Annotated in this window: 18 protein-coding genes; 7 read left to right on the top strand and 11 right to left on the bottom strand. The window is 57.2% G+C overall.

Annotation, left to right across the window (positions count from 1 at the left end):
- Positions 1-102: 102 nt before the first annotated feature.
- Complete coding sequence (locus ACZ5C3_RS26185) at positions 103-906, top strand: tetratricopeptide repeat protein (protein ID WP_464034020.1); 804 nt, start codon at positions 103-105, stop codon at positions 904-906.
- Positions 907-969: 63 nt separating this feature from the next.
- Here the strand turns inward: ACZ5C3_RS26185 and ACZ5C3_RS26180 are convergent, their stop codons facing one another.
- From ACZ5C3_RS26180 to ACZ5C3_RS26145, 8 genes are all read right to left on the bottom strand, one after another.
- The gene (locus ACZ5C3_RS26180; RefSeq protein ID WP_464034019.1) at positions 970-1,947 is read right to left on the bottom strand and encodes a type II secretion system F family protein; all 978 of its coding nucleotides are present in this window, start codon (positions 1,945-1,947) and stop codon (positions 970-972) included.
- Positions 1,948-1,956: 9 nt separating this feature from the next.
- Entirely contained in the window at positions 1,957-2,931 is a 975-nt protein-coding gene (locus ACZ5C3_RS26175; RefSeq protein WP_464034018.1) for a type II secretion system F family protein, read from the bottom strand.
- Between the two features lie 11 nt (positions 2,932-2,942).
- Complete coding sequence (locus ACZ5C3_RS26170) at positions 2,943-4,421, bottom strand: CpaF family protein (RefSeq protein ID WP_464034017.1); 1,479 nt, start codon at positions 4,419-4,421, stop codon at positions 2,943-2,945.
- Between the two features lie 21 nt (positions 4,422-4,442).
- On the bottom strand, positions 4,443-5,705 hold the full coding sequence (locus ACZ5C3_RS26165; protein ID WP_464034016.1) for an AAA family ATPase: 1,263 nt from the start codon (positions 5,703-5,705) through the stop codon (positions 4,443-4,445).
- Complete coding sequence (locus tag ACZ5C3_RS26160; protein WP_464034015.1) at positions 5,702-6,439, bottom strand: CpaD family pilus assembly protein; 738 nt, start codon at positions 6,437-6,439, stop codon at positions 5,702-5,704. The genes ACZ5C3_RS26165 and ACZ5C3_RS26160 overlap by 4 nt, the downstream gene beginning before the upstream one ends.
- A gap of 21 nt (positions 6,440-6,460) precedes the next feature.
- A complete protein-coding gene (locus tag ACZ5C3_RS26155; RefSeq protein ID WP_464044803.1) occupies positions 6,461-7,942 on the bottom strand; it encodes a type II and III secretion system protein family protein in 1,482 nt (493 codons plus the stop codon).
- 364 nt (positions 7,943-8,306) lie between these two features.
- Positions 8,307-8,831, bottom strand: a complete 525-nt coding sequence (locus ACZ5C3_RS26150; RefSeq protein WP_464034014.1) for an A24 family peptidase — start codon at positions 8,829-8,831, stop codon at positions 8,307-8,309.
- Positions 8,832-9,137: 306 nt separating this feature from the next.
- Positions 9,138-9,320 carry a Flp family type IVb pilin gene (locus tag ACZ5C3_RS26145; protein WP_464044361.1) on the bottom strand — a complete coding sequence of 61 codons (183 nt, stop codon included), beginning with the start codon at positions 9,318-9,320 and terminating at the stop codon, positions 9,138-9,140.
- A gap of 425 nt (positions 9,321-9,745) precedes the next feature.
- Here ACZ5C3_RS26145 and cpaB point away from each other — a divergent pair, with 425 nt between their 5' ends.
- From cpaB to ACZ5C3_RS26130, 3 genes are all read left to right on the top strand, one after another.
- Positions 9,746-10,570: a Flp pilus assembly protein CpaB gene (gene cpaB, locus ACZ5C3_RS26140; RefSeq protein ID WP_464034013.1), complete on the top strand. Its 825-nt coding sequence runs from the start codon at positions 9,746-9,748 to the stop codon at positions 10,568-10,570.
- Between the two features lie 458 nt (positions 10,571-11,028).
- Entirely contained in the window at positions 11,029-11,604 is a 576-nt protein-coding gene (locus ACZ5C3_RS26135; RefSeq protein WP_464034012.1) for a TadE/TadG family type IV pilus assembly protein, read from the top strand.
- Positions 11,601-12,194 (top strand): TadE/TadG family type IV pilus assembly protein, encoded by a 594-nt coding sequence (locus ACZ5C3_RS26130; RefSeq protein ID WP_464034011.1) that lies wholly within the window; start codon positions 11,601-11,603, stop codon positions 12,192-12,194. Before ACZ5C3_RS26135 ends, ACZ5C3_RS26130 begins: the two co-directional genes overlap by 4 nt.
- A gap of 116 nt (positions 12,195-12,310) precedes the next feature.
- Here ACZ5C3_RS26130 and ACZ5C3_RS26125 read toward each other — a convergent pair whose 3' ends face one another.
- From ACZ5C3_RS26125 to ACZ5C3_RS26115, 3 genes are all read right to left on the bottom strand, one after another.
- Positions 12,311-12,523 (bottom strand): cold-shock protein, encoded by a 213-nt coding sequence (locus ACZ5C3_RS26125; RefSeq protein ID WP_002714433.1) that lies wholly within the window; start codon positions 12,521-12,523, stop codon positions 12,311-12,313.
- A gap of 275 nt (positions 12,524-12,798) precedes the next feature.
- Complete coding sequence (gene infA / locus ACZ5C3_RS26120; protein ID WP_464034010.1) at positions 12,799-13,086, bottom strand: translation initiation factor IF-1; 288 nt, start codon at positions 13,084-13,086, stop codon at positions 12,799-12,801.
- Between the two features lie 34 nt (positions 13,087-13,120).
- Positions 13,121-14,554 carry a DEAD/DEAH box helicase gene (locus tag ACZ5C3_RS26115; RefSeq protein WP_464034009.1) on the bottom strand — a complete coding sequence of 478 codons (1,434 nt, stop codon included), beginning with the start codon at positions 14,552-14,554 and terminating at the stop codon, positions 13,121-13,123.
- Positions 14,555-15,081: 527 nt separating this feature from the next.
- Here ACZ5C3_RS26115 and urtA point away from each other — a divergent pair.
- The 3 genes from urtA to urtC all read left to right on the top strand — a co-directional run bounded on the left by urtA (position 15,082) and on the right by urtC (position 19,260).
- A complete protein-coding gene (gene urtA, locus ACZ5C3_RS26110) occupies positions 15,082-16,404 on the top strand; it encodes an urea ABC transporter substrate-binding protein (RefSeq protein ID WP_464034008.1) in 1,323 nt (440 codons plus the stop codon).
- A 139-nt stretch (positions 16,405-16,543) separates the two neighbouring features.
- Positions 16,544-18,094: an urea ABC transporter permease subunit UrtB gene (urtB, locus tag ACZ5C3_RS26105; RefSeq protein ID WP_464044802.1), complete on the top strand. Its 1,551-nt coding sequence runs from the start codon at positions 16,544-16,546 to the stop codon at positions 18,092-18,094.
- Positions 18,091-19,260 (top strand): urea ABC transporter permease subunit UrtC, encoded by a 1,170-nt coding sequence (gene urtC / locus ACZ5C3_RS26100; RefSeq protein ID WP_464034007.1) that lies wholly within the window; start codon positions 18,091-18,093, stop codon positions 19,258-19,260. Before urtB ends, urtC begins: the two co-directional genes overlap by 4 nt.
- The last annotated feature ends 4 nt before the right edge of the window (positions 19,261-19,264 follow it).

Below are 19,264 nucleotides of genomic sequence, written 5' to 3'. Positions count from 1 at the left end.
GGATAGGAGAGCATCATAGCTCAATTAACCAGACATTAGGGTTAACGGTCTATTGCTAGGACACCGGCTTCGCCAATTTGCCACTGCGAGTCCAAGTGCCCAATGCGTAATTCATTCCATCTGCCCCCCAATCTTGGTTCGGTTGCAGCCGTCGCGATCTTGGCCATCGGTCTTGGCGGTTGCCAGACTATGCGGTCACCTGAGGCGACCGGTTCTCTGAATGCGAGGGCGGAGGTTACACCAAGCGCCCCTTCGCGCAGCGAGGTCGATGCGCTCGGCGAACGTTATCGCGCAAACCCGCGCAATGCCGACGCCGCGATCCAATATGGCCAGGCGCTGCGCCTGAACGGGCAGCGTTCGCAGGCTGTCGCCATGCTGGAGCAGGCGACGATGGCCAATCCCGGCAATAAGCCTCTGCTCGCAACGTACGGCCGGGCTTTGGTCGATAACGGAAACTTTCAGTTAGGGTTCGATGTCCTGACGCGGGCGCACTCGCCGGCGAATCCAGATTGGCGTATTTTGTCCGTGCAGGGCACGGCGCTCGACCAGCTGGGCAGACATGAGGAAGCGCGCCGCTACTACGCGAGCGCTTTGAAAATTGCACCGGAAGAGCCTTCTGTTCTATCAAATCTCGGTCTCTCATATGTCTTGTCCAAGGATTTACCTCAGGCAGAGTCTGTTTTGCGCAGGGCATATGATCGGGGCGCGAGCGATCCGCGTGTTCGCCAGAATCTGGCCCTTGTCGTAGGACTGCAGGGACGTTTCAGCGAAGCTGAGTCCATTGCGAAGGCTGATCTGCCTCCTGACCAGGCCGAGGCGAATGTTGCTTACCTCAAGCAGATGATCAGCCGCGATGGCCAGCGCGGCCCGCAGACCACATCGGCTGCAGGAATCAGCCGAAGCTGAAATTTTCTGTCTCAAGAATTCGATACGATCGCGCTAAGCCAAGCCACGTGATCGCATTCAAGGTCATTTCATGTATTGAGCGACCCTGATCGCGGTCGGGCCAAGAATGACCACGAACAACACAGGCAGGAAGAACAGGATCATCGGAACGGTCAGTTTCGGAGGAAGAGCAGCAGCCTTCTTCTCCGCCTCGTTCATGCGCATGTCGCGATTTTCCTGAGCCATCACACGCAACGAATGACCCAGCGGTGTGCCGTAACGCTCGGATTGCTGGAGGGCCAAGCATACCGACTTGACACCTTCCAAGCCGGTTCGCTTGGCGAGATTCTCGTAAGCCATTTTGCGGTCCTGTAAGTAGGACAATTCGGCGGTGGTGAGCGTGAACTCCTCAGCGAGGGCGATCGATTGGCTGCCGATCTCCTGAGATACCTTTCGGAAGGCCGCTTCGATTGACATGCCGGACTCGACGCAGATCAACAGCAGGTCGAGAGCATCCGGAAAAGCGCGTCGGATCGACAATTGCCGCTTGCTGATGGCATTTTTCAAAAACAGCATGGGGGCCTGCATGCCCAGCCACGCCCCGCCAATGCACATAGCGAGCTTCATTGGTGCCGGTTGATTTATCTTCGCAATCAAGAAGAGGTACATCAATCCGATCAGCAGAAATGCGAGTGGCATCATGAGGCGAAAGAAAAGGAACGTGGTGTATGGCGCCTGGCCGCGATATCCGGCCATGATAAGCTTGTCGCGAGCCTCCTCCTGGGCAAGCCATTTGCCGAGATTGAAGTCCTCCACGACCTTCTGCACAAGCTGCTTGGGTGTTTGGCGCAGCGCGACCTTCTCGGGCCGGTTCAGACGTTCGCGTTCGCGTTGACGCATGCGCTCGCGTTCGCTGGCAACAGCCTTCATGCGCTTTTGCAAGCCCTCGCCGGCAAACATTGGCGATACCAGTGCCCAGACTGTTGCGCTGACGGCGATAGCCGACAGGAGCATCGTCATGAACCTGGCATCGTGAAACTTGGTAATTAGAAGATCGAACATAGGACCCCGTCAGAAATCAAAGTTGATCATCTTCTTCATTACGAAGATGCCTATCGACATCCACAGGACACAGCCTGCAAGCATGAACTGCCCCGTTGGGTGGGTCCACAGCAGTGAGATGTATTGAGGCGTCATGATATAGACCAGGAGCATAACGATCGGCGGAAGCGAGCCGATAATGGCCGCTGAAGCCTTGGCTTCCATCGACATCGCCTGGATCTTACCTTTCATCTTCTTTCGGTCGCGAAGGACCTTTGAAAGGTTGCCGAGCGCTTCGGACAGATTGCCGCCGGATTTGGCCTGGATCGCAATCACAATTCCAAAAAAATTTGCTTCTGGAAGAGGCATGCGCTCGTAAAGCCGCAGACATGCTTCACCGAGCGGCATTCCGATTGTCTGCGTCTCGATAATTGCGTTGAACTCGCCTCGGAGTGGTTCAGGAGAATCAGCTGCAACGACCTTGATGGAGTCGAACAACGGTAATCCAGCCTTGATGCCGCGGACAATGACGTCGACAGCATCCGGCAGGGCTGCGAGGAACTTTGCTTCTCTACGATTCTTGAGGCGATTGAGCACCCAGCGTGGAAGTCCGAAGCCTGCGGCCAGGGCGAAGCCCGCGGAGGCGAGAGGTGAGACGCCGCTCATAAAAAGCAACAGCAGCGTTCCTCCGCCGAGGATGACAGAGATCGTGATGAATTGCCGGGTCGATATGCTCAGGCCAGCCTGAGAAATACGCATCGCAAGTGAAATTTTTTGATCACGCTTCAGCCGCTGCTCGACTTCTTTCATCGATTCTTCGACCTGTACGCGGCGCGACCGCAGTGCGCGCTCTTCGCCGCGAGGAGTTGAGTCTGATCGAGAAAGCGCGGCCCGTCGCTGTTCTACTTTTTTTTCACCGCTGAGAAGCGGATAGACAAACACCCACGCCAGCCCGCCGATTGTCACCGAGCTGAGAAAGGCCAATGCTATGGCTTGAATGTTCATCCGAACTTTTCCTAGATATCCGCACCGGCCACTTCGGCAGCGTCAAGGGCCGCCGCAAGGCGCTTCTCCTCGTTGTAGTAGCGTGCGCGATCCCAAAACCGTGGACGTCCAATGCCCGTCGATCGATGCCGGCCCAGAATATTTCCGTTAAGATCTTCGCCGGTGATGTCGTAAACGAAGATGTCCTGCGTGATAATGGTGTCACCTTCCATGCCCATCACCTCGGTGATGTGCGTGATACGGCGCGAACCATCGCGCAGGCGAGCTGCCTGCACGACGACGTCAATCGACGCGCAGATCATCTCTCGAATAGTGCGTGAGGGCAGCGAGAACCCTCCCATGGTAATCATGGACTCCGCACGCGAGAGCGCTTCGCGTGGATTGTTGGCGTGCAATGTGCCCATCGATCCGTCGTGGCCAGTATTCATGGCCTGTAGCAGATCGAAAGCCTCGGGTCCGCGGACTTCGCCGACGATGATACGTTCAGGTCGCATACGCAGACAGTTGCGAACCAGCTCACGCATCGTAATTTGACCCTCGCCTTCGATATTCGGAGGGCGAGTTTCGAGTCGGACGACATGAGGCTGCTGCAACTGAAGTTCGGCCGCGTCTTCGCAGGTGATGATGCGCTCGTCGTCGTCGATGTAGTTCGTCAAGCAATTCAAGAGCGTTGTTTTTCCGGAGCCCGTGCCGCCGGAAATCAGCACGTTCGCGCGACAGCGCCCGATTATCTGCAGGATTTGCGCGCCCTCAGGTGAGATCGCACCAAATTTGACGAGCTGATCCAGTGTCAGCTTGTCTTTTTTGAACTTACGAATTGTGAGTGCCGGACCATCGATCGCGAGCGGCGGCACGATGGCGTTGACGCGCGAGCCGTCGGCAAGGCGAGCGTCGCAGATCGGAGATGATTCATCAACGCGCCGGCCGACTTGGCTTACGATGCGTTGGCAGATATTGAGAAGCTGCTGATTGTCGCGGAACCTGATGCTGGTTCTCTGGATTTTGCCGGCGACTTCAATGTAAACCGTACCGGCACCGTTCACCATGATGTCGGCGATATCGTCACGCGACAGCAAAGGTTCGAGCGGACCGTAGCCCAATACATCGTTGCAAATATCGTCGAGCAGTTCTTCCTGCTCGGCAATCGACATCACGATGTTTTTGATCGCGATGATTTCGTTGACGATGTCGCGAATTTCTTCGCGAGCCGATTCAACGTCGAGCTTAGCGAGTTGTGCGAGATCAATGGCCTCGATCAACGCGCCGAAGATGGTTGCTTTGACTTGATAGTATGTGTCTGAACGCCGCGTCTCGACGGGCGGAGGTGGTGCGGGGGCTCTCGCCGGAGCCAGCGGCGGGGAGGCCACGCTCGGGGCGGGGGGCCGTGGAGCGCTGGGAGCCGCAGATGGTGCTTGAGCGGATTCCGGCCCACGGCTGGGAGCTCTGGCTCCCCCGAATTCGGTTTCTGGTCCACTACGCTTACCAAACACGACGATACTCCACGCGTAGGCTTACTTGCCCCGAAGTTTTCCAAGCAAAGGCGAAAGGAACGAATTGCGCTGCTTCTTTGTTTCGGCTCGCCCTGTCAGACGCTGAGCGATCTGCAGAAACATCTCGGTCACACGGTGATTTGCTGCGATTTCAGCGATCATCTGGCCGTTATTGGCGGCCGCGCCGAAAATCTGCGGCTCGAATGGGATTGTGGCAATCGGTTGGCTCTCGATAGCCTTCGCGAATTCGCCGACGCCGATCTCTGGTCGCTTTGGCACACCTGCTTGATTCAAGCAGTAGAGAGGTGGCCGGTCATTAGGGCGAGCAGCCTTGAGCATGTCGAACATGTTCTTCGAGTTCCGGAGATTGGCGAGATCCGGAGAAGCGACAATAAGGATATCGTCGGCCCCGACGAGAGCGCGCTTGGTCCAGCCAGACCACTGATGCGGAACGTCCAAGACGATGCAAGGCATTGTGGTGCGTAGCGTATCGAAAATCGCATCGAACGCCTCGGCGCCAAAGTCGTAGACTCGATCAAGGGTTGCCGGCGCCGCCAGCAAGCTGAGATGATCGGTGCATTTTGACAGCAACCGATCGATGAAAGCCGTGTCGATGCGATCCGGTGAGAAAACGGCGTCGGCGATACCCTGAGGGGGATCCTGGTTGTAGTCGAGGCCGGCGGTGCCAAATGCGAGATCGAGATCAGCCACCACCGAGTCCAGGGCAAGGTCACGAGCGATTGCCCAGCCAACGTTGTGTGCGATTGTCGACGCACCGACTCCACCCTTGGCGCCGACGATTGCGACGATACGGCCCACGGCCTTTGCTTCGGGAACCGAGAAGAGATTGCAAATGGACCGCACGACATCGAGAGGGGCGACCGGAGCGATCGCGTAGTCGCTGACGCCGCGCTTTACCAGCTCTCGGTACAGCAGGACGTCATTGACGCGTCCGATAACGATCACGCGGGTGCCTGCGTCGCATACAGTCGAGAGTTGGTCGAGTCCTCCGAGGATGTCGGAACGACCATCAGTTTCAAGCACGATAACATTCGGCGTCGGTGCGGTGCGATAGGCCTCGATGGCTGCGGTCATGCCGCCCATCTGTATCTTGAGATGGGCTTTATCCAAGCGCCGATCTTCCCCGGCAGCTTGTACTGCGGCTGCGGTCTCGACCGTCTCGCAAAACGCCTGCACCGACACACGCGGCGCGGGCGCGATGTGCTCGTCGGCTGCGGGCGTGGCTGCCTGGTCTTCCTGATCTTGACGGGCGTAACTGATCATTTGCCTACATCACTGAGTTTGGCTTTGTCCGCCTCGGGATACTGGGACGTTGTCGCTTCACCCTTGCGATACTTGTCGAACATCACGTTTCGGCGGGATGCCAGTGGAGGGGTTTCAGCGCGGGGCTGCACAAGATCGGATGGATTGTCGACCATTGCGGCGAGATTTCGCTGCGTCGCACAGCCAAAATTTTCGTATTGGCGATTTTCGAAATACTCTTTGTTTTTGATCGACGGACCGATGTCGTTGGGCCATACGCCGCATGGACCTGCGTCCGCCGCGATTCTCGGATAACTGACACGGATGGTCGCGAACAACCGGGGATCGGTTGGGCGATAATTGCGAACGGTAATCCCGCGCGGAGGAATGCCGGCGGCATTGAAAATGGCCTGGATTTCGTGAAGCGAATCCGTAGCCGTGCGAGCGTTTGGCGTGCCGGTCGGCATATCAATGATAATGCCTCCGGTCCCCTCGCGAAGCCAGGCCTGTGCCAGCCCCATGATGTCGGCTCGTTGTGCCGCCGTGAGGCCGCCTCGTCCCTGGCCGACGAAAATTTCGGTGGCGCGGCTGGCTTCCTGAACGACGATCGGATGCCGCTGACGATAATCGTACGGCACACTGCCGGTAACGATCTCCTCGTCGGTGTGCTTGCAGCCTCCTAGAGCGATTGCCGCCGCCATAAGAACTCCCGCAATGTGCAGGCTGCCTTTGAGATCGGGTACTCGTGTAATCATCGTGACTATCCTCGTCCCATCTCAGTCGGTAATGAAGCCGTAAGTGCCGCGGTATGTCTGGCGGCCTTGTGGGTCTCGATTGGGCACGCCATAGATGCGGTTGACGCTGCCAAGGAAATCAGCCTGAGGGTCGGCCGATTCAGCAAACCCATCATCGGGACGCGACAGATCCTTTTGTGCGACCGCGCGGACAACATACGGCGTCACGATCACCATGAGTTCGGTCTGGTTGCTGATGAAGTCTCGGCTCCTGAACAAGCTGCCGAGCACAGGAACTTGTGCGAGGCCGGGCAGGCCGTTGATAGCTTGTTTGGTTTGATCCTGAATCAAGCCTGCCATCGCCATCGATCCACCCGAGGGAATTTCCAAGGTTGTTTCGGCGCGACGAGTTCTGAGGGATGGGATCGTCAGCGAGTTGATGGTCACCGAGTTATCGTTCGAGATTTCGGAAACCTCGGTCATCACGCGAAGACTGATCCGTCCTTCCGTCAGGACGACGGGAGTGAAATTCAGGGAGATGCCGAATTTCTTGAACGCGATCGACGGTTGACATGGTCCGGAACCGCCATTCTGACAGGTCACGCCAGTTGGAATCGGAAATTCGCCGCCCACGATGAAAGTGGCCGCTTCGCCGGAGATCGCAGTCAAGTTGGGTTCGGCAAGGGTGCGAACGACACCAGCGCTTTCCATGGCACGCAACGTCGCCGTCACCGACGGAACTGGGCCGCTAGGGGTTATCGTCTGCCCGAAACTTCCGATGGTAGAGCCGTTCGTAAGAGGACGCCCAAGCGCAGTAAACGGAGCGACGTTGTTGAAATTCACCACCGCCGTGCCGTAGTTCATCTGTGCGCTGAGATCGACGCCAAGCTGTTTGATGATGTTGCGCTGCATCTCCGCCACAGTCACCTTCAGCATGACTTGATCGCGGCCGCGTATGGCGAGGTTGTTGAAGACCTTGTCCGCACCGCCGACAAGGCGTGCAGCCAGTTCCTGCGCTTGCTGAGCTTCGACCGGACTCGGGACCGAGCCCGTGAGCATCACGCCATCTCCAACACCTTCGATTCTGATGTCGGCATACGGAAGAGTTTGCTTAAGCGCAGCCCTTACGCCGTTGAGATCGCGGGTGACAGCGATGTCATAGGCGGCGATCTGTTGGCCTGCGGTGTCGAAAAAGATGATATTGGTTTGTCCCACCGCTGCGCCGATGATGTAGGCGCGCTGTGCCGAGCGTACGACCGCATTGGCGATCTTGGGATCTGCCACCAGCACGTCCTTGACGTCGCGCGGGAGGTCGACGACGACAGATTTACCGATACCGAGCGGGAGAAATTTGGCATTCAATTGGCCGGCTGCCGAGGTTTCGGCGGGTACTGGCGCGGCACGGTAATCGCTTGCGAGGACCGGGGAAGCCGCATTGTTCAAGATCAACGCGGAGACAGCCGCAAACGATAGGGCACGCACCAGGAAAGTTCGCAAAGGTGCCAGATGTCCCTCTCGCCTCATCTTACCGATCCTCTCGATCGCCTTAGCATTGCCGAATAAAAAGCCACGGCTTGAGACACTGAGGCGGTCGCGTGCGACATCGCCGTTGCCGTTTTGGCCGGTATTCTGATTGACGGTGCCGATGCCGGAGCGTCTGTGCGGCCGGATAGTGTCCGCGAAGCCAAGTGCGCTCATTACCGAGGCAGCAATGCCGCCGGCACCGACAGCAGTGGGCGGAACGAAATTCTTCGCGGTCTTCATACGCATTAACTTTCCACAACACGCCGCGACGCACCCGTCGCTGTGGTGGGATTTGACCAGTTAAAGGTCAAAGCATGGTTAATGAGGCGTATCTAAACCGAGTTAATGAGATGTTTCCGCCACACTAGTGACCGAGAAGCCAGGTCAGATCGACTGCCTTCATCCACTCGGTTTGCGGATAGATCATCAAGGCGCCCAGAGCGAGCGCGATTCCGTAAGGGATGCCGCTACTCTTGTCGTGGAGCCGCAATAGCCATTGCTGTGAACCGAGCGCATAGGGCAGGGGCCATTGCCGGAACTGCAGCAGCAGCAGAGTCAAAGCGCCGCCAAACAAGGAAGTGTAGATAAGATAGTTGAGCAAATGTGGGAAGCCGAACCAAAGTCCCACGCAAGCTGCGATTTTGGCATCTCCGCCGCCCATCCATCCGAAGGCGAAACAGGCAAACGCAAGAACAAGGATGGTGAGGCCGGCTCCAATATGCATCCCGACATCATAAAGCGGCATGCCGCTCAATCCGGCCATTGCGCAGAAGCCCGCAATCAGGAGTAAGGATACCCTGTTGGAAATTGTCATCGTCAGCAGATCGCTCGCGGCTGCGAACGCAATCAATGCCGGAAACAGAAAGAGGCGTGCAAGATCAAGAATCATGGCTGAGCTTCAGTTTCTGTTTGATCAGATCTGCACCATAAGATGCGGGTATGAACAATCGTGAAACAGCGTTCACAAGATGCTGGCGATCCGGAACAAGACCACGAGTGACGCCAGTATCAGCGCTGCGCACACGAGGATGTTTGGCTGAAGCTCCGGGGCCGCTCGTCGGCGGCGCAATTCCGAGGTTCGCTCCGAGGTAGCCTCACTCATACGCTATAAACTCAGTTTGGTTGAAAGATCGCCAAGAAAAGAAAAAGGCTTCGGGGGACCGAAGCCTTTCGCATTTCATCTGGCACAAAGTGATTATTGGGTGGCGCCTGCCTTGTCGAGGCCACTCTGGATCGCCAAGAACTTGGTGTTCAGGCTGGTGCCGAGGTTGGTTACGACCGTGATGATCGCCAGCGCGATGCCGGCGGCAATCAGGCCGTATTCAATTGCGGTTGCGCCGGATTCGTCCTTGACGAAGCGAGCAATGAGATTGGTCATTTAAGACTCCCTATGTACACGTGGCTGTCGAACTTTGGTCATTGCGGGGCGGAAACCACCGTGACCATGGCGTGAACGTACGTGGGAGGAATTGCAGCGCAGTTAATTCGATTGCCGAAAGACAGGGGTATTAGGCTCTTCTTGCAGACGGTAAATGCGCAATTAATGCCAATAAATAATTTAATATCGAATTTTATTGATCCATAAGATCAGCGTTTGGAGCTGCAAGCGCGATGTCACGAACGTCGTTGCGCGGCATAGATTCGAGTTGCTCAGTGACTACGGCAACTGAGCAGAGCGCTTGCTCCGTTTGCAGTTCATTCATCAATTAACGTCAGATTTGCCATATCTGGCGTCTTCCCTGTCGGCTCATTTGGCGGAGGCATAAGGCGCTGTTTGTTGCGTAGCGTAAGAAAGTAAAGCGTATGAAACCGGCGCAGCTTGTCGTATTGGCCATTGCTCTGACGGCTGGTGGCGTAGCGGCCTATCTGGCGAGCGGCCCGACCCAGAAAACGGCGGAAGTTAAAGCTCCGCCGCCTCAGATGAAAACCACGGACGTGCTTGTTGCCAAATCCGACATCGGGCTTGGGCAGTCAGTGAAACCTGAGGATTTGCAGTGGCAGTCATGGCCTTCCGCCACAGCGAGCGCGAGCTTTATTCGTCGAGATGACCGGGCTGACGCCGTCACCCAGTTAACGGGTTCGATTGCCCGCTCGCCGATGCTGGCCGGTGAGCCAATTCGGGATACCAAACTCGTCAAGGCGCAGGGATCGGGCTTTATGGCGGCGATCCTGCCAACCGGTATGCGGGCCGTTTCGACTGAAATCTCGCCAGAAACGGGGGCGGGTGGGTTTATTCTCCCCAATGACCGCGTAGACGTTATTTTGACCCGCCGTCAGAGAAATGCCGATTCCGATGGCAAGGAAACGATCAGTTCGGAAACGCTCCTGACCAATATCCGGGTTCTTGCGATCGACCAGATGGTCGAAGAGAAAAACGGACAGAAGGTTGTTGTTGGAAAAACCACGACTCTCGAGCTTAAACCTCGCCAAACGGAGATCTTGGCGAGGGCACGTCAGAGCGGAACCCTGTCGCTTGCATTGCGCAGTCTCGTCGATGCCAACGCCTCCAACGCAAAGCCTGAGGACGATAGCACCGAGAATCTTGTGAATGTCTATCGTGGTGACGAGCGTCAGATCTACGATTGCAAGTCGACCTGCCGGAAAAAGGTCGTGAGTGACGGCGGCTAGTACCCGCTTTCCGAAGTTCGTGACACGCCGCAGCGACCACTTTGCGAACTTCGGAAAGCAAAGGGTACTAGCAACCCTATGATTCTAGTACCGCCTTCGATTTGAAGTCCCTGAAAAAGATCGCCGCACCTGATGCAGGGACTTCAAATCGGCGGTACTAGTGTCCCGATTCTGACATTCGTATCAGCTTGCGGCCAGCTCGTTTACGAATGTCAGAATCTAAGGGGCACTAGCAAAATTATGAATTGAGTGCGGTTTTGGATCTGACGTTCGTATGATGGATCCGCAGTTCACACTGATACGAACGTCAGACCCACCACACTAGGAAAGGCATCGTTCTGTTGGTTAACTGCTCCATAACGCTGTGCCGTATCTTGTCTAGATCCGGCGCAAGCTTTCGACAATTAATGTCGTCTATTTTGGAATGAGCAAGCTTTGCTCCATTCCGGATTTGTTCGATGCCATCACTGTCTTCAGGCAAACTCAGCAGAATTTTACGTCGTTTTCGCCGTAACAAGCGCGGATCAGCTGCGATTGAATTTGGGATCGTGGCGCTTCCGTTTTTCGTGATGTTATTCGCGATTTTTGAATTTGCGCTGATGTTCCTGGCCGGCGAGGTGCTGGCGACCGCATCGCAGGACTCGGCGCGGTTGATTTTTACGAACCAGGCGCAAGACCAGAAATTTGATGCGCTTGCCTTCAAGAAAGACCTTTGTGCGCGCTTGGGTAATACGCTGTTTGATTGCCAAGCAGGCGCGCTGGACAAGGGCGTGATGATCGACGTGAAGGTCGTTCCCCAGTTCACTACGGTCTCGGCGTCAGACCTTGCGCCTCCGATCGACGCAAATGGGGAGTTAACGGGTCTTTCGTACACAAGCCCACCTCCGGGATCCACGGTCATTGTCCGTACATTTTATAAGTGGCCGCTCCTCGTGAATTTTGATGGCTACAGTCTGGCAAGCGTGGCCGGCCAGCAGTTCAGATATCTCACGGCAACCGCCGCTTTCCGCGTTGAACCAGGGGGGGCGCCGTGAGGATTTCAGAATTGAACCGGATGAGCCGTGGCCGTTTTGTATCGCGCTTTTTGAAAGATCAGGGTGGCGTAGCTTCCATCGAATTCTTGTTGATCTTTCCGTTGCTGTTGGCGCTTCTGTTTGGCACCGTTCAGTTTACCGCGGGGTACGCGGCGTTACGAAAAGTAGCCGTGGTCTCACGCACGATGTCGGACTTGATTTCCCAGTCTACGAGTGTCTGTACGGCTAACATCGATAACGCCCTTGCAGTTGGTAAGGCGGTCATGTGGCCTTATCCAAACACAAACATGTCGACGACCATTTCTCAGGTCTATGTCGACCCCACAACCCATAAGCCGCAGATTGATTGGAGCAGAGGCTCTATCAAACATACTAAGGGTGACCCAGTCACCGTACCTAAAGATATTGCGGTCGATGGCAGATACTTGATCATGAGCGAAGTAGGTTATGATTTCACACCTTCGGTCGGATACACTATGGAGAACAATCAAGGGTTCATGTCGAAGACGTTTCACATGAGCAAGACGAATTTCACTGCTCCGCGTCAAACAATCTCCGTCCCTTACGACCCTAATGCGCCGTGCAGTTGAAGATTGAGCGGACGCACCGCGGAAAATAAAAAAGCGGAAAATAAAAAAGGCCGTGCGCATCGCACGGCCTTTTTGCCTTCTGGTCGTATTCCGTGGACCGAGCCGCGGAAATTCGTTTAGCCGGCAGCGCGGAGATTGTCGGCCGACGACTTGCCCGAACGGCGATCCGCAACGATTTCGTAGCTGATCTTCTGGCCTTCGCGCAGCGTTCCAAGACCAGCGCGCTCGACAGCGCTGATGTGAACGAACACGTCGTTGCCGCCATCATCCGGCTGAATGAAGCCGTAGCCCTTGGTTGCGTTAAACCACTTCACTGTTCCCATGCTCACGTGGGGTAGTCCTTCTCGAGATAGATATAGTTTAGAAGCCCACGGTTAAATGGGCTGGTGAGATCGAAATTTGGAAGAGGTCGAGCGCTAACCTGGCTGTACCGGTGGATAGCGAGTGTCGTCCGGCCGAAGATCGATAAGTCGATATTACGTGAGATATGCTCTCAAAACAATCCTGACGTGCGCCAAATATTAATCAGTCGCTCTTGCGGCTGGGATAGCCGAATCGCGCAAGGAACTACCGTGCGCGATCGGGAATGGCGGGTCTGGCTTTATTAACGGCGCCGGAACTGCTGGCCGCCGCGAGGTGGTCCGGAGCGAGGCGGCCCACCGCTCGAGCGCTCGTCCTTGTGGCGGAAGATCAGGCGGCCTTTTTCCAGGTCGTAAGGCGACATCTCGATCGTGACCCGGTCTCCGGCCAGCGTCTTGATGCGGTTCTTCTTCATCTTACCGGCGGTATAGGCGACGATCTCGTGTCCGGCATCGAGCTGGACGCGATATCTTGCGTCGGGGAGAATTTCCGTGACCAGTCCTTCGAACTGGATCAACTCTTCTTTCGCCATAGGGGTCTCCGAGTCCTCTAGATAGTTGATCTGACTATGAACGGTGTGGGCGCTTGTTGCGCTGGACCTGAGCAGGGCGGCTTTCGCGATGCAGGAACGCGACGCCCTGAATGCCGTCGCCCTTGTTGTTGCCGCCCTGTGACGGACGGGAAGGTTCATTGCGGCTGCCCTCGTGCCGTGTGGCGTGAGGTGCATTATTGCCCCCGCCCGGACGTCGCCGTCGCCGCCTTGGGCCCTGAGAACCGGGTGCCGCGTCGTTCGAGCGAGGCCCATGACCGTTTGCTGCAGGACGGCCGGAACGATGCTGCGAAGGGGCGGCCGCTGCCGGTCGCTGCTGACCGGGCGTACGACGATCTTCCTTTGGAAGGTTCAAGCGGATCAATTTTTCAATGTCACGCACGTAGGTATGTTCCTCGCCTGCACAGAGCGAGATGGCCACACCATCGGCGCCGGCACGCGCTGTCCGTCCAATACGATGGACATATGTTTCCGGAACATTCGGAATGTCGAAATTGACCACATGGGTGATGCCGTCAACGTCGATACCGCGCGCGGCGATATCGGTTGCGACGAGTGTGCGGATGTCGCCGGAGCGGAAGGCGGCCAGCACGCGTTCGCGATGGTTCTGCGACTTGTTGCCGTGAATGGCTTCCGCCGCAATGCCCACCTTGGCAAGACCTTTGACGACCTTGTCGGCGCCGTGTTTCGTGCGGGTGAAAACCAGAGCCCTGTTAACAGGCTCATCTTTCAGGAGTTGCGCCAGAACAGCCGGCTTGGCGGTATGGTCGACCTGGATGATGCGTTGATCGATCCGCTCGGCGGTGGATGATACCGGCGTCACCGAAACCCGGGCCGGATCGCGTAGCATGTGCTCCGCGAGATCGGCGATGTCTTTCGGCATGGTCGCCGAGAAGAACAGCGTCTGACGCTTGATCGGCAATTTGGCGACGATTTTGCGGATGTCGTTGATGAAGCCCATGTCGAGCATGCGGTCGGCTTCGTCGAGCACAAGAAATTCGACCTGGCCAAGTTTCAAGGCGTTGCCCTGGACCATGTCGAGCAGGCGCCCCGGCGTGGCAACCATCACCTCGACACCCTGCATGACCGAACGGACTTGGCGTCCCATCGGGACTCCGCCGATCGCAAGAGCGGAGGTCAGCCTGAGATGCCGGCCGTAAGCATTGAAGCTTTCGAGGATCTGCCCGGACAGCTCGCGGGTCGGGCTCAGCACCAGAACGCGGCAGGACTTCGGTTGCGGCTTGATGCGGTTTTCCAGCAGGCGATGCAGGATCGGCAGCGCGAAAGACGCGGTCTTGCCGGTGCCGGTCTGGGCGATACCGATGACATCACGTCCGGTTATCGCGATTGGAATGGTTTGGGCCTGGATAGGCGTGGGCGTGTGGTAATTCTCTTCCTTGAGAGCACGCGAGATTGGATCGGCTAGGCCGAAATCCTGAAAGGAGGTCAAAAGCAGGTCTTCCTATGAGTCAATGCGCGCGCCGGACGTCATGTCAGGTACGGGCGGTGTCAGAGACACCCGCGTGTTTGGGGCGTCGGTTTCGGTTAGCTGAAAAGCAAGCCAGAAACCGCAAAACGGGATCAGAACACGCGGCTCGCAGGGACCTGAAGATTCTCAAGGTCGCGCAGTTGATATGGAACAGGAACGCGGCGCTTTCAAGGTTAATGTCCGTCGTTTTGGACAAAAGCACGTCGATGGTTGCCACGCACCACTCACCAGATGCGCTGATTGTGCTTCAAATTTAATCATTTGGTTCATTTTGATTATTTTTTGTGCGTATTGCCGCCTTCGCACGCAAGTTAGCCGCCTAAAAAGAAGGCCGATTGAGCGGGTGGTTAGCTTTCGATCAGAAATTCCTAAGTTGTAGCAATGGTTTGCTGAAATTTCAGGCGATGGCACACTTCTTGCGAATCTCTTAGGCGCAGCCGGCCGAAGGGCCGTCTCGTTTCACGTCTGCGTCAGGGAGATAACATCGCATGACTAAGCATTTCAGCACGACCATGGCCGTGCCGTTTAGCCGCCGGAGATGGCTGGCTGCGACGGCTGGCCTCTTTTTAGGTCTCGCGACGCTCGGCGGCGCCAAGGCTGCCGATGACACCATCAAGGTCGGTGTTTTGCATTCGCTGTCCGGCACCATGGCCATCAGCGAAACCACGCTGAAAGACACCATCCTGTTTCTGATCGATGAGCAGAATAAGAAAGGCGGCGTTCTCGGCAAGAAGCTGGAAGCTGTCGTCGTCGACCCGGCATCGAACTGGCCGCTGTTCGCCGAAAAGGCACGCGAGCTGATCACCAAAGACAAGGTTTCGGTCGTGTTCGGCTGCTGGACCTCGGTGTCACGCAAATCCGTGCTGCCGGTGTTCAAGGAGTTGAACTCGATCCTGTTCTATCCCGTCCAGTATGAGGGCGAGGAAAGCGAGCGCAACGTGTTCTACACCGGCGCTGCACCGAACCAGCAGGCCATTCCGGCCGTCGACTACCTGATGAAGGAAGAAAAGGTGAAGCGCTGGGTGCTGGCCGGCACCGACTACGTCTATCCGCGCACCACCAACAAGATCCTCGAAGCCTACTTGAAGTCCAAGGGCGTCAAGCAGGAAGACATCATGATTAACTACACGCCGTTCGGTCACTCCGATTGGCAGACGATCGTGGCTGATATCAAGAAGTTCGGTTCTGCGGGCAAGAAGACGGCGGTGGTCTCGACCATCAATGGCGATGCCAACGTGCCGTTTTACAAGGAGCTCGGCAACCAGGGCATCAAGGCGACCGATATTCCGGTGGTGGCATTCTCGGTGGGTGAAGAAGAGCTCGCCGGCATCGACACCAAGCCGCTGGTTGGTCACCTCGCAGCCTGGAACTACTTCGAATCCATCAAGACCCCGGCCAACACCGAGTTCATCAAGAAGTGGCAGGCCTACACCAACAATCCGAAGCGCGTGACCAACGATCCGATGGAAGCGTCTGTGATCGGCTTCAACATGTGGGTGAAGGCTGTCGAAAAAGCAAAGTCGGTTGATACTGACAAGGTGATCGATGCGTTGCCTGGCACTGAAGCGCCGAACCTGACAGGTGGCGTATCGAAGATGCTGCCGAACCATCACATCACGAAGCCTGTGTTCATCGGCGAGATCAAAGGTGATGGCCAGTTCGATGTGGTCTGGAAGACCCCGAGCCTCGTGGCCGGCGACGCCTGGTCGAAGGAGCTCGATGGCTCGAAGGACCTGATCGGCGACTGGGTGACGCACAAGTGCGGCAACTTCAACGTCAAGACCAACAAGTGCGGTGGTCAGGGCTCCTGACTATCTGACTTGGACTGAACGACCGGGAGGCGGCGATCGTCGCCGTCTCCCTTTCCACCTCTGCCGGGGTTGTCACGTGCTTTTAAATTTTATTTATCGAAGCCGCGCGCTGTTTGTCGCGCTGGCGCTGATTGTCTCCATGGGTTTGCCCGCGTTAGCAGGACCCTTTGAAGATGCTGTTGCGCAGTTCGCCAACGATTCGTTCTCCGATACCGAAGAAGCCGTCGGGGTGCTTGCGGCCAGCGGAAATCCGCAGGCCGCTCCCATCATCGAGGCTTTGCAGGGTGGCCGCTTGCTGGCGGACCCCGAAAGCAAGAAGGTTTTCATCAAAGCTGCCGACGGCAAAGTCACCGATGCCGTGACAGGCGCGCCCGTCGCGGATGTACCGGCGACGGCGGCTGCCGTTCGGCTCAATAACCGTCTGCGCCGCGCTGTTGAGGCCGCGATGGGTGGGCTCACCCTGCTGTCTCCGGATGTTGCGACGCGTATTCAAGCCGCGCAGTCCGTCTTCAAGTCACACGACGCGGCACTTCTGCCGACCGTCGAAGGCGCGCTGCAGAAAGAAACCAACAGCACCGCCAAGCGCGCGCTCGCGCAGGCGAAAGCTGCAATCGTTCTGTTCAAGGATGATGCAAGCGAAGCCGACAAGCTCGACGCGATCTCTGTCATTCGTGCGCGCGGCGATCAGGAGGCGCTGGCAATCCTGACGGGCCTGCCGCCGGACCAGCCGCAATCCGTGGTGCGTGCGGCGACGACCGCGATCGGATCGATCCAGAGTACCCTTGCGATCTGGGCCACGGTGCAGAACGCATGGTACGGTCTTTCGCTCGGCTCGGTGCTGCTGCTTGCCGCAATCGGCTTGGCCATCACCTTCGGTGTGATGGGGGTCATCAACATGGCCCATGGCGAAATGGTGATGATCGGCGCCTATGTCACGTTCGTGGTGCAGGAGATCATCCGCACCAGCTATCCGGCCTTGTTCGATTATTCGTTGCTGATCGCCGTGCCACTGGCGTTTCTGGTCGCAGGTCTGATCGGCGTTCTGATCGAGCGGACGATCATCCGTTTCCTCTACGGGCGTCCGCTTGAAACGCTTCTCGCCACCTGGGGACTTTCACTGATTATCCAGCAAGCGGTGCGCACCGCTTTTGGCCCGACCAACCGCGAGGTCGGCAACCCGTCATGGATGAGCGGGGCGTTCGACATCGGTTACATCACGATCACGTACAACCGGCTTTGGATCGTCGTCTTTACGCTCGCTGTGTTCTTCATTCTGTTGGCGATGCTCCGCTTTACGAGCCTTGGGCTTGAGATGCGGGCTGTGACCCAGAATCGACGGATGGCGGCCTCGATGGGCATCGCCACCTCCCGGGTCGACGCGCTGACCTTCGGTCTTGGTTCGGGCATCGCCGGCATTGCGGGCGTCGCTCTGTCCCAGATCGACAACGTCAGTCCCAATCTCGGCCAGAGCTATATCATCGACTCGTTCATGGTGGTGGTGTTCGGCGGAGTCGGCAATCTGTGGGGCACCCTAGTCGGCGCGTTGACGCTCGGCATGGCCAACAAGTTCCTCGAGCCGGTCGCAGGCGCGGTGCTTGGCAAGATCGCCATTTTGGTCCTGATCATCCTGTTCATTCAGAAGCGGCCGCGCGGCCTGTTCGCGCTCAAGGGCCGGTCGGTGGAAGCATGACACCGCACATTCTCACCCGGTCCCTTGATAAGAGCGCGACAGTCTTTTTGTTGATCGTCGCGGCAGTCGGCATTCTCGTGCCGCTGTCAAATTTGCTGCTGCCGGAGTCGTCTCCGCTGCAGGTGCCGACCTATCTAATGGCGCTGTTCGGCAAATATCTCTGCTACGCGATTCTGGCCCTCTCCATCGATCTGATCTGGGGCTATTGCGGGATCCTTTCGCTTGGTCACGGTGCATTCTTCGCGCTGGGCGGCTACGCGATGGGCATGTATCTGATGCGGCAGATCGGAAGCCGTGGTGTCTATGGCAATCCGTTGCTGCCGGACTTCATGGTGTTCCTGAACTATCAGAAGCTGCCGTGGTACTGGCACGGCTTCGACATGTTCTGGTTCGCCGCGCTGATGGTGCTTCTGGTGCCGGGGCTGCTGGCTTTCTGTTTTGGCTGGCTTGCCTTCCGCTCGCGCGTCACCGGCGTGTATCTGTCGATCATAACGCAGGCGATGACCTATGCGCTGTTGCTGGCGTTCTTTAGAAACGATTTTGGTTTCGGCGGCAACAACGGCTTGACCGACTTCAAGGATATCCTCGGCTTCAATGTCCAGGCGCAGGGAACGCGCGCAGTGCTGTTCGTCTTATCCTGTATCGCCCTTGCCGTCGCATTTCTAATCTGCCGCGCCATCGTCACCTCGAAGCTCGGCAAGGTGCTGGTCGCGATCCGTGATGCAGAGTCCCGCACGCGGTTCCTTGGCTATCGCGTGGAATCCTACAAACTCTTCGTCTTCACGCTGTCGGCGTGCATGGCGGGTGTCGCGGGCGCGCTGTACGTGCCTCAGGTCGGCATCATCAATCCCGGAGAGTTCGCGCCGGGCAATTCCATCGAGGCGGTGATCTGGGTCGCGGTCGGTGGGCGTGGCACCCTGATCGGCGCGGCGCTTGGAGCCGTCGTCGTGAACTATGCCAAGACGGTGTTCACGTCAGGTGTATTGGCGCCGTACTGGCTGTTCATGCTGGGCGCGTTGTTCATCCTGGTTACGCTGTTATTGCCCAAGGGCATCGTCGGCACTGTGAAAGACTGGTGGGAACGACGCCGGGACGCGCAGCTTGAGGAGAATGCAGCGAGCGCAGCCCTCGAAGACGGCGTCGCTGAAACACGGATGGCGGAGTAACACC

The sequence above is a fragment of the Afipia dichlorophenoxyacetatis genome, assembly GCF_055386385.1.
The sequence above is the reverse complement of the archived record's forward strand: the minus strand, read 5'-3'. Positions and strand labels throughout refer to the sequence as shown.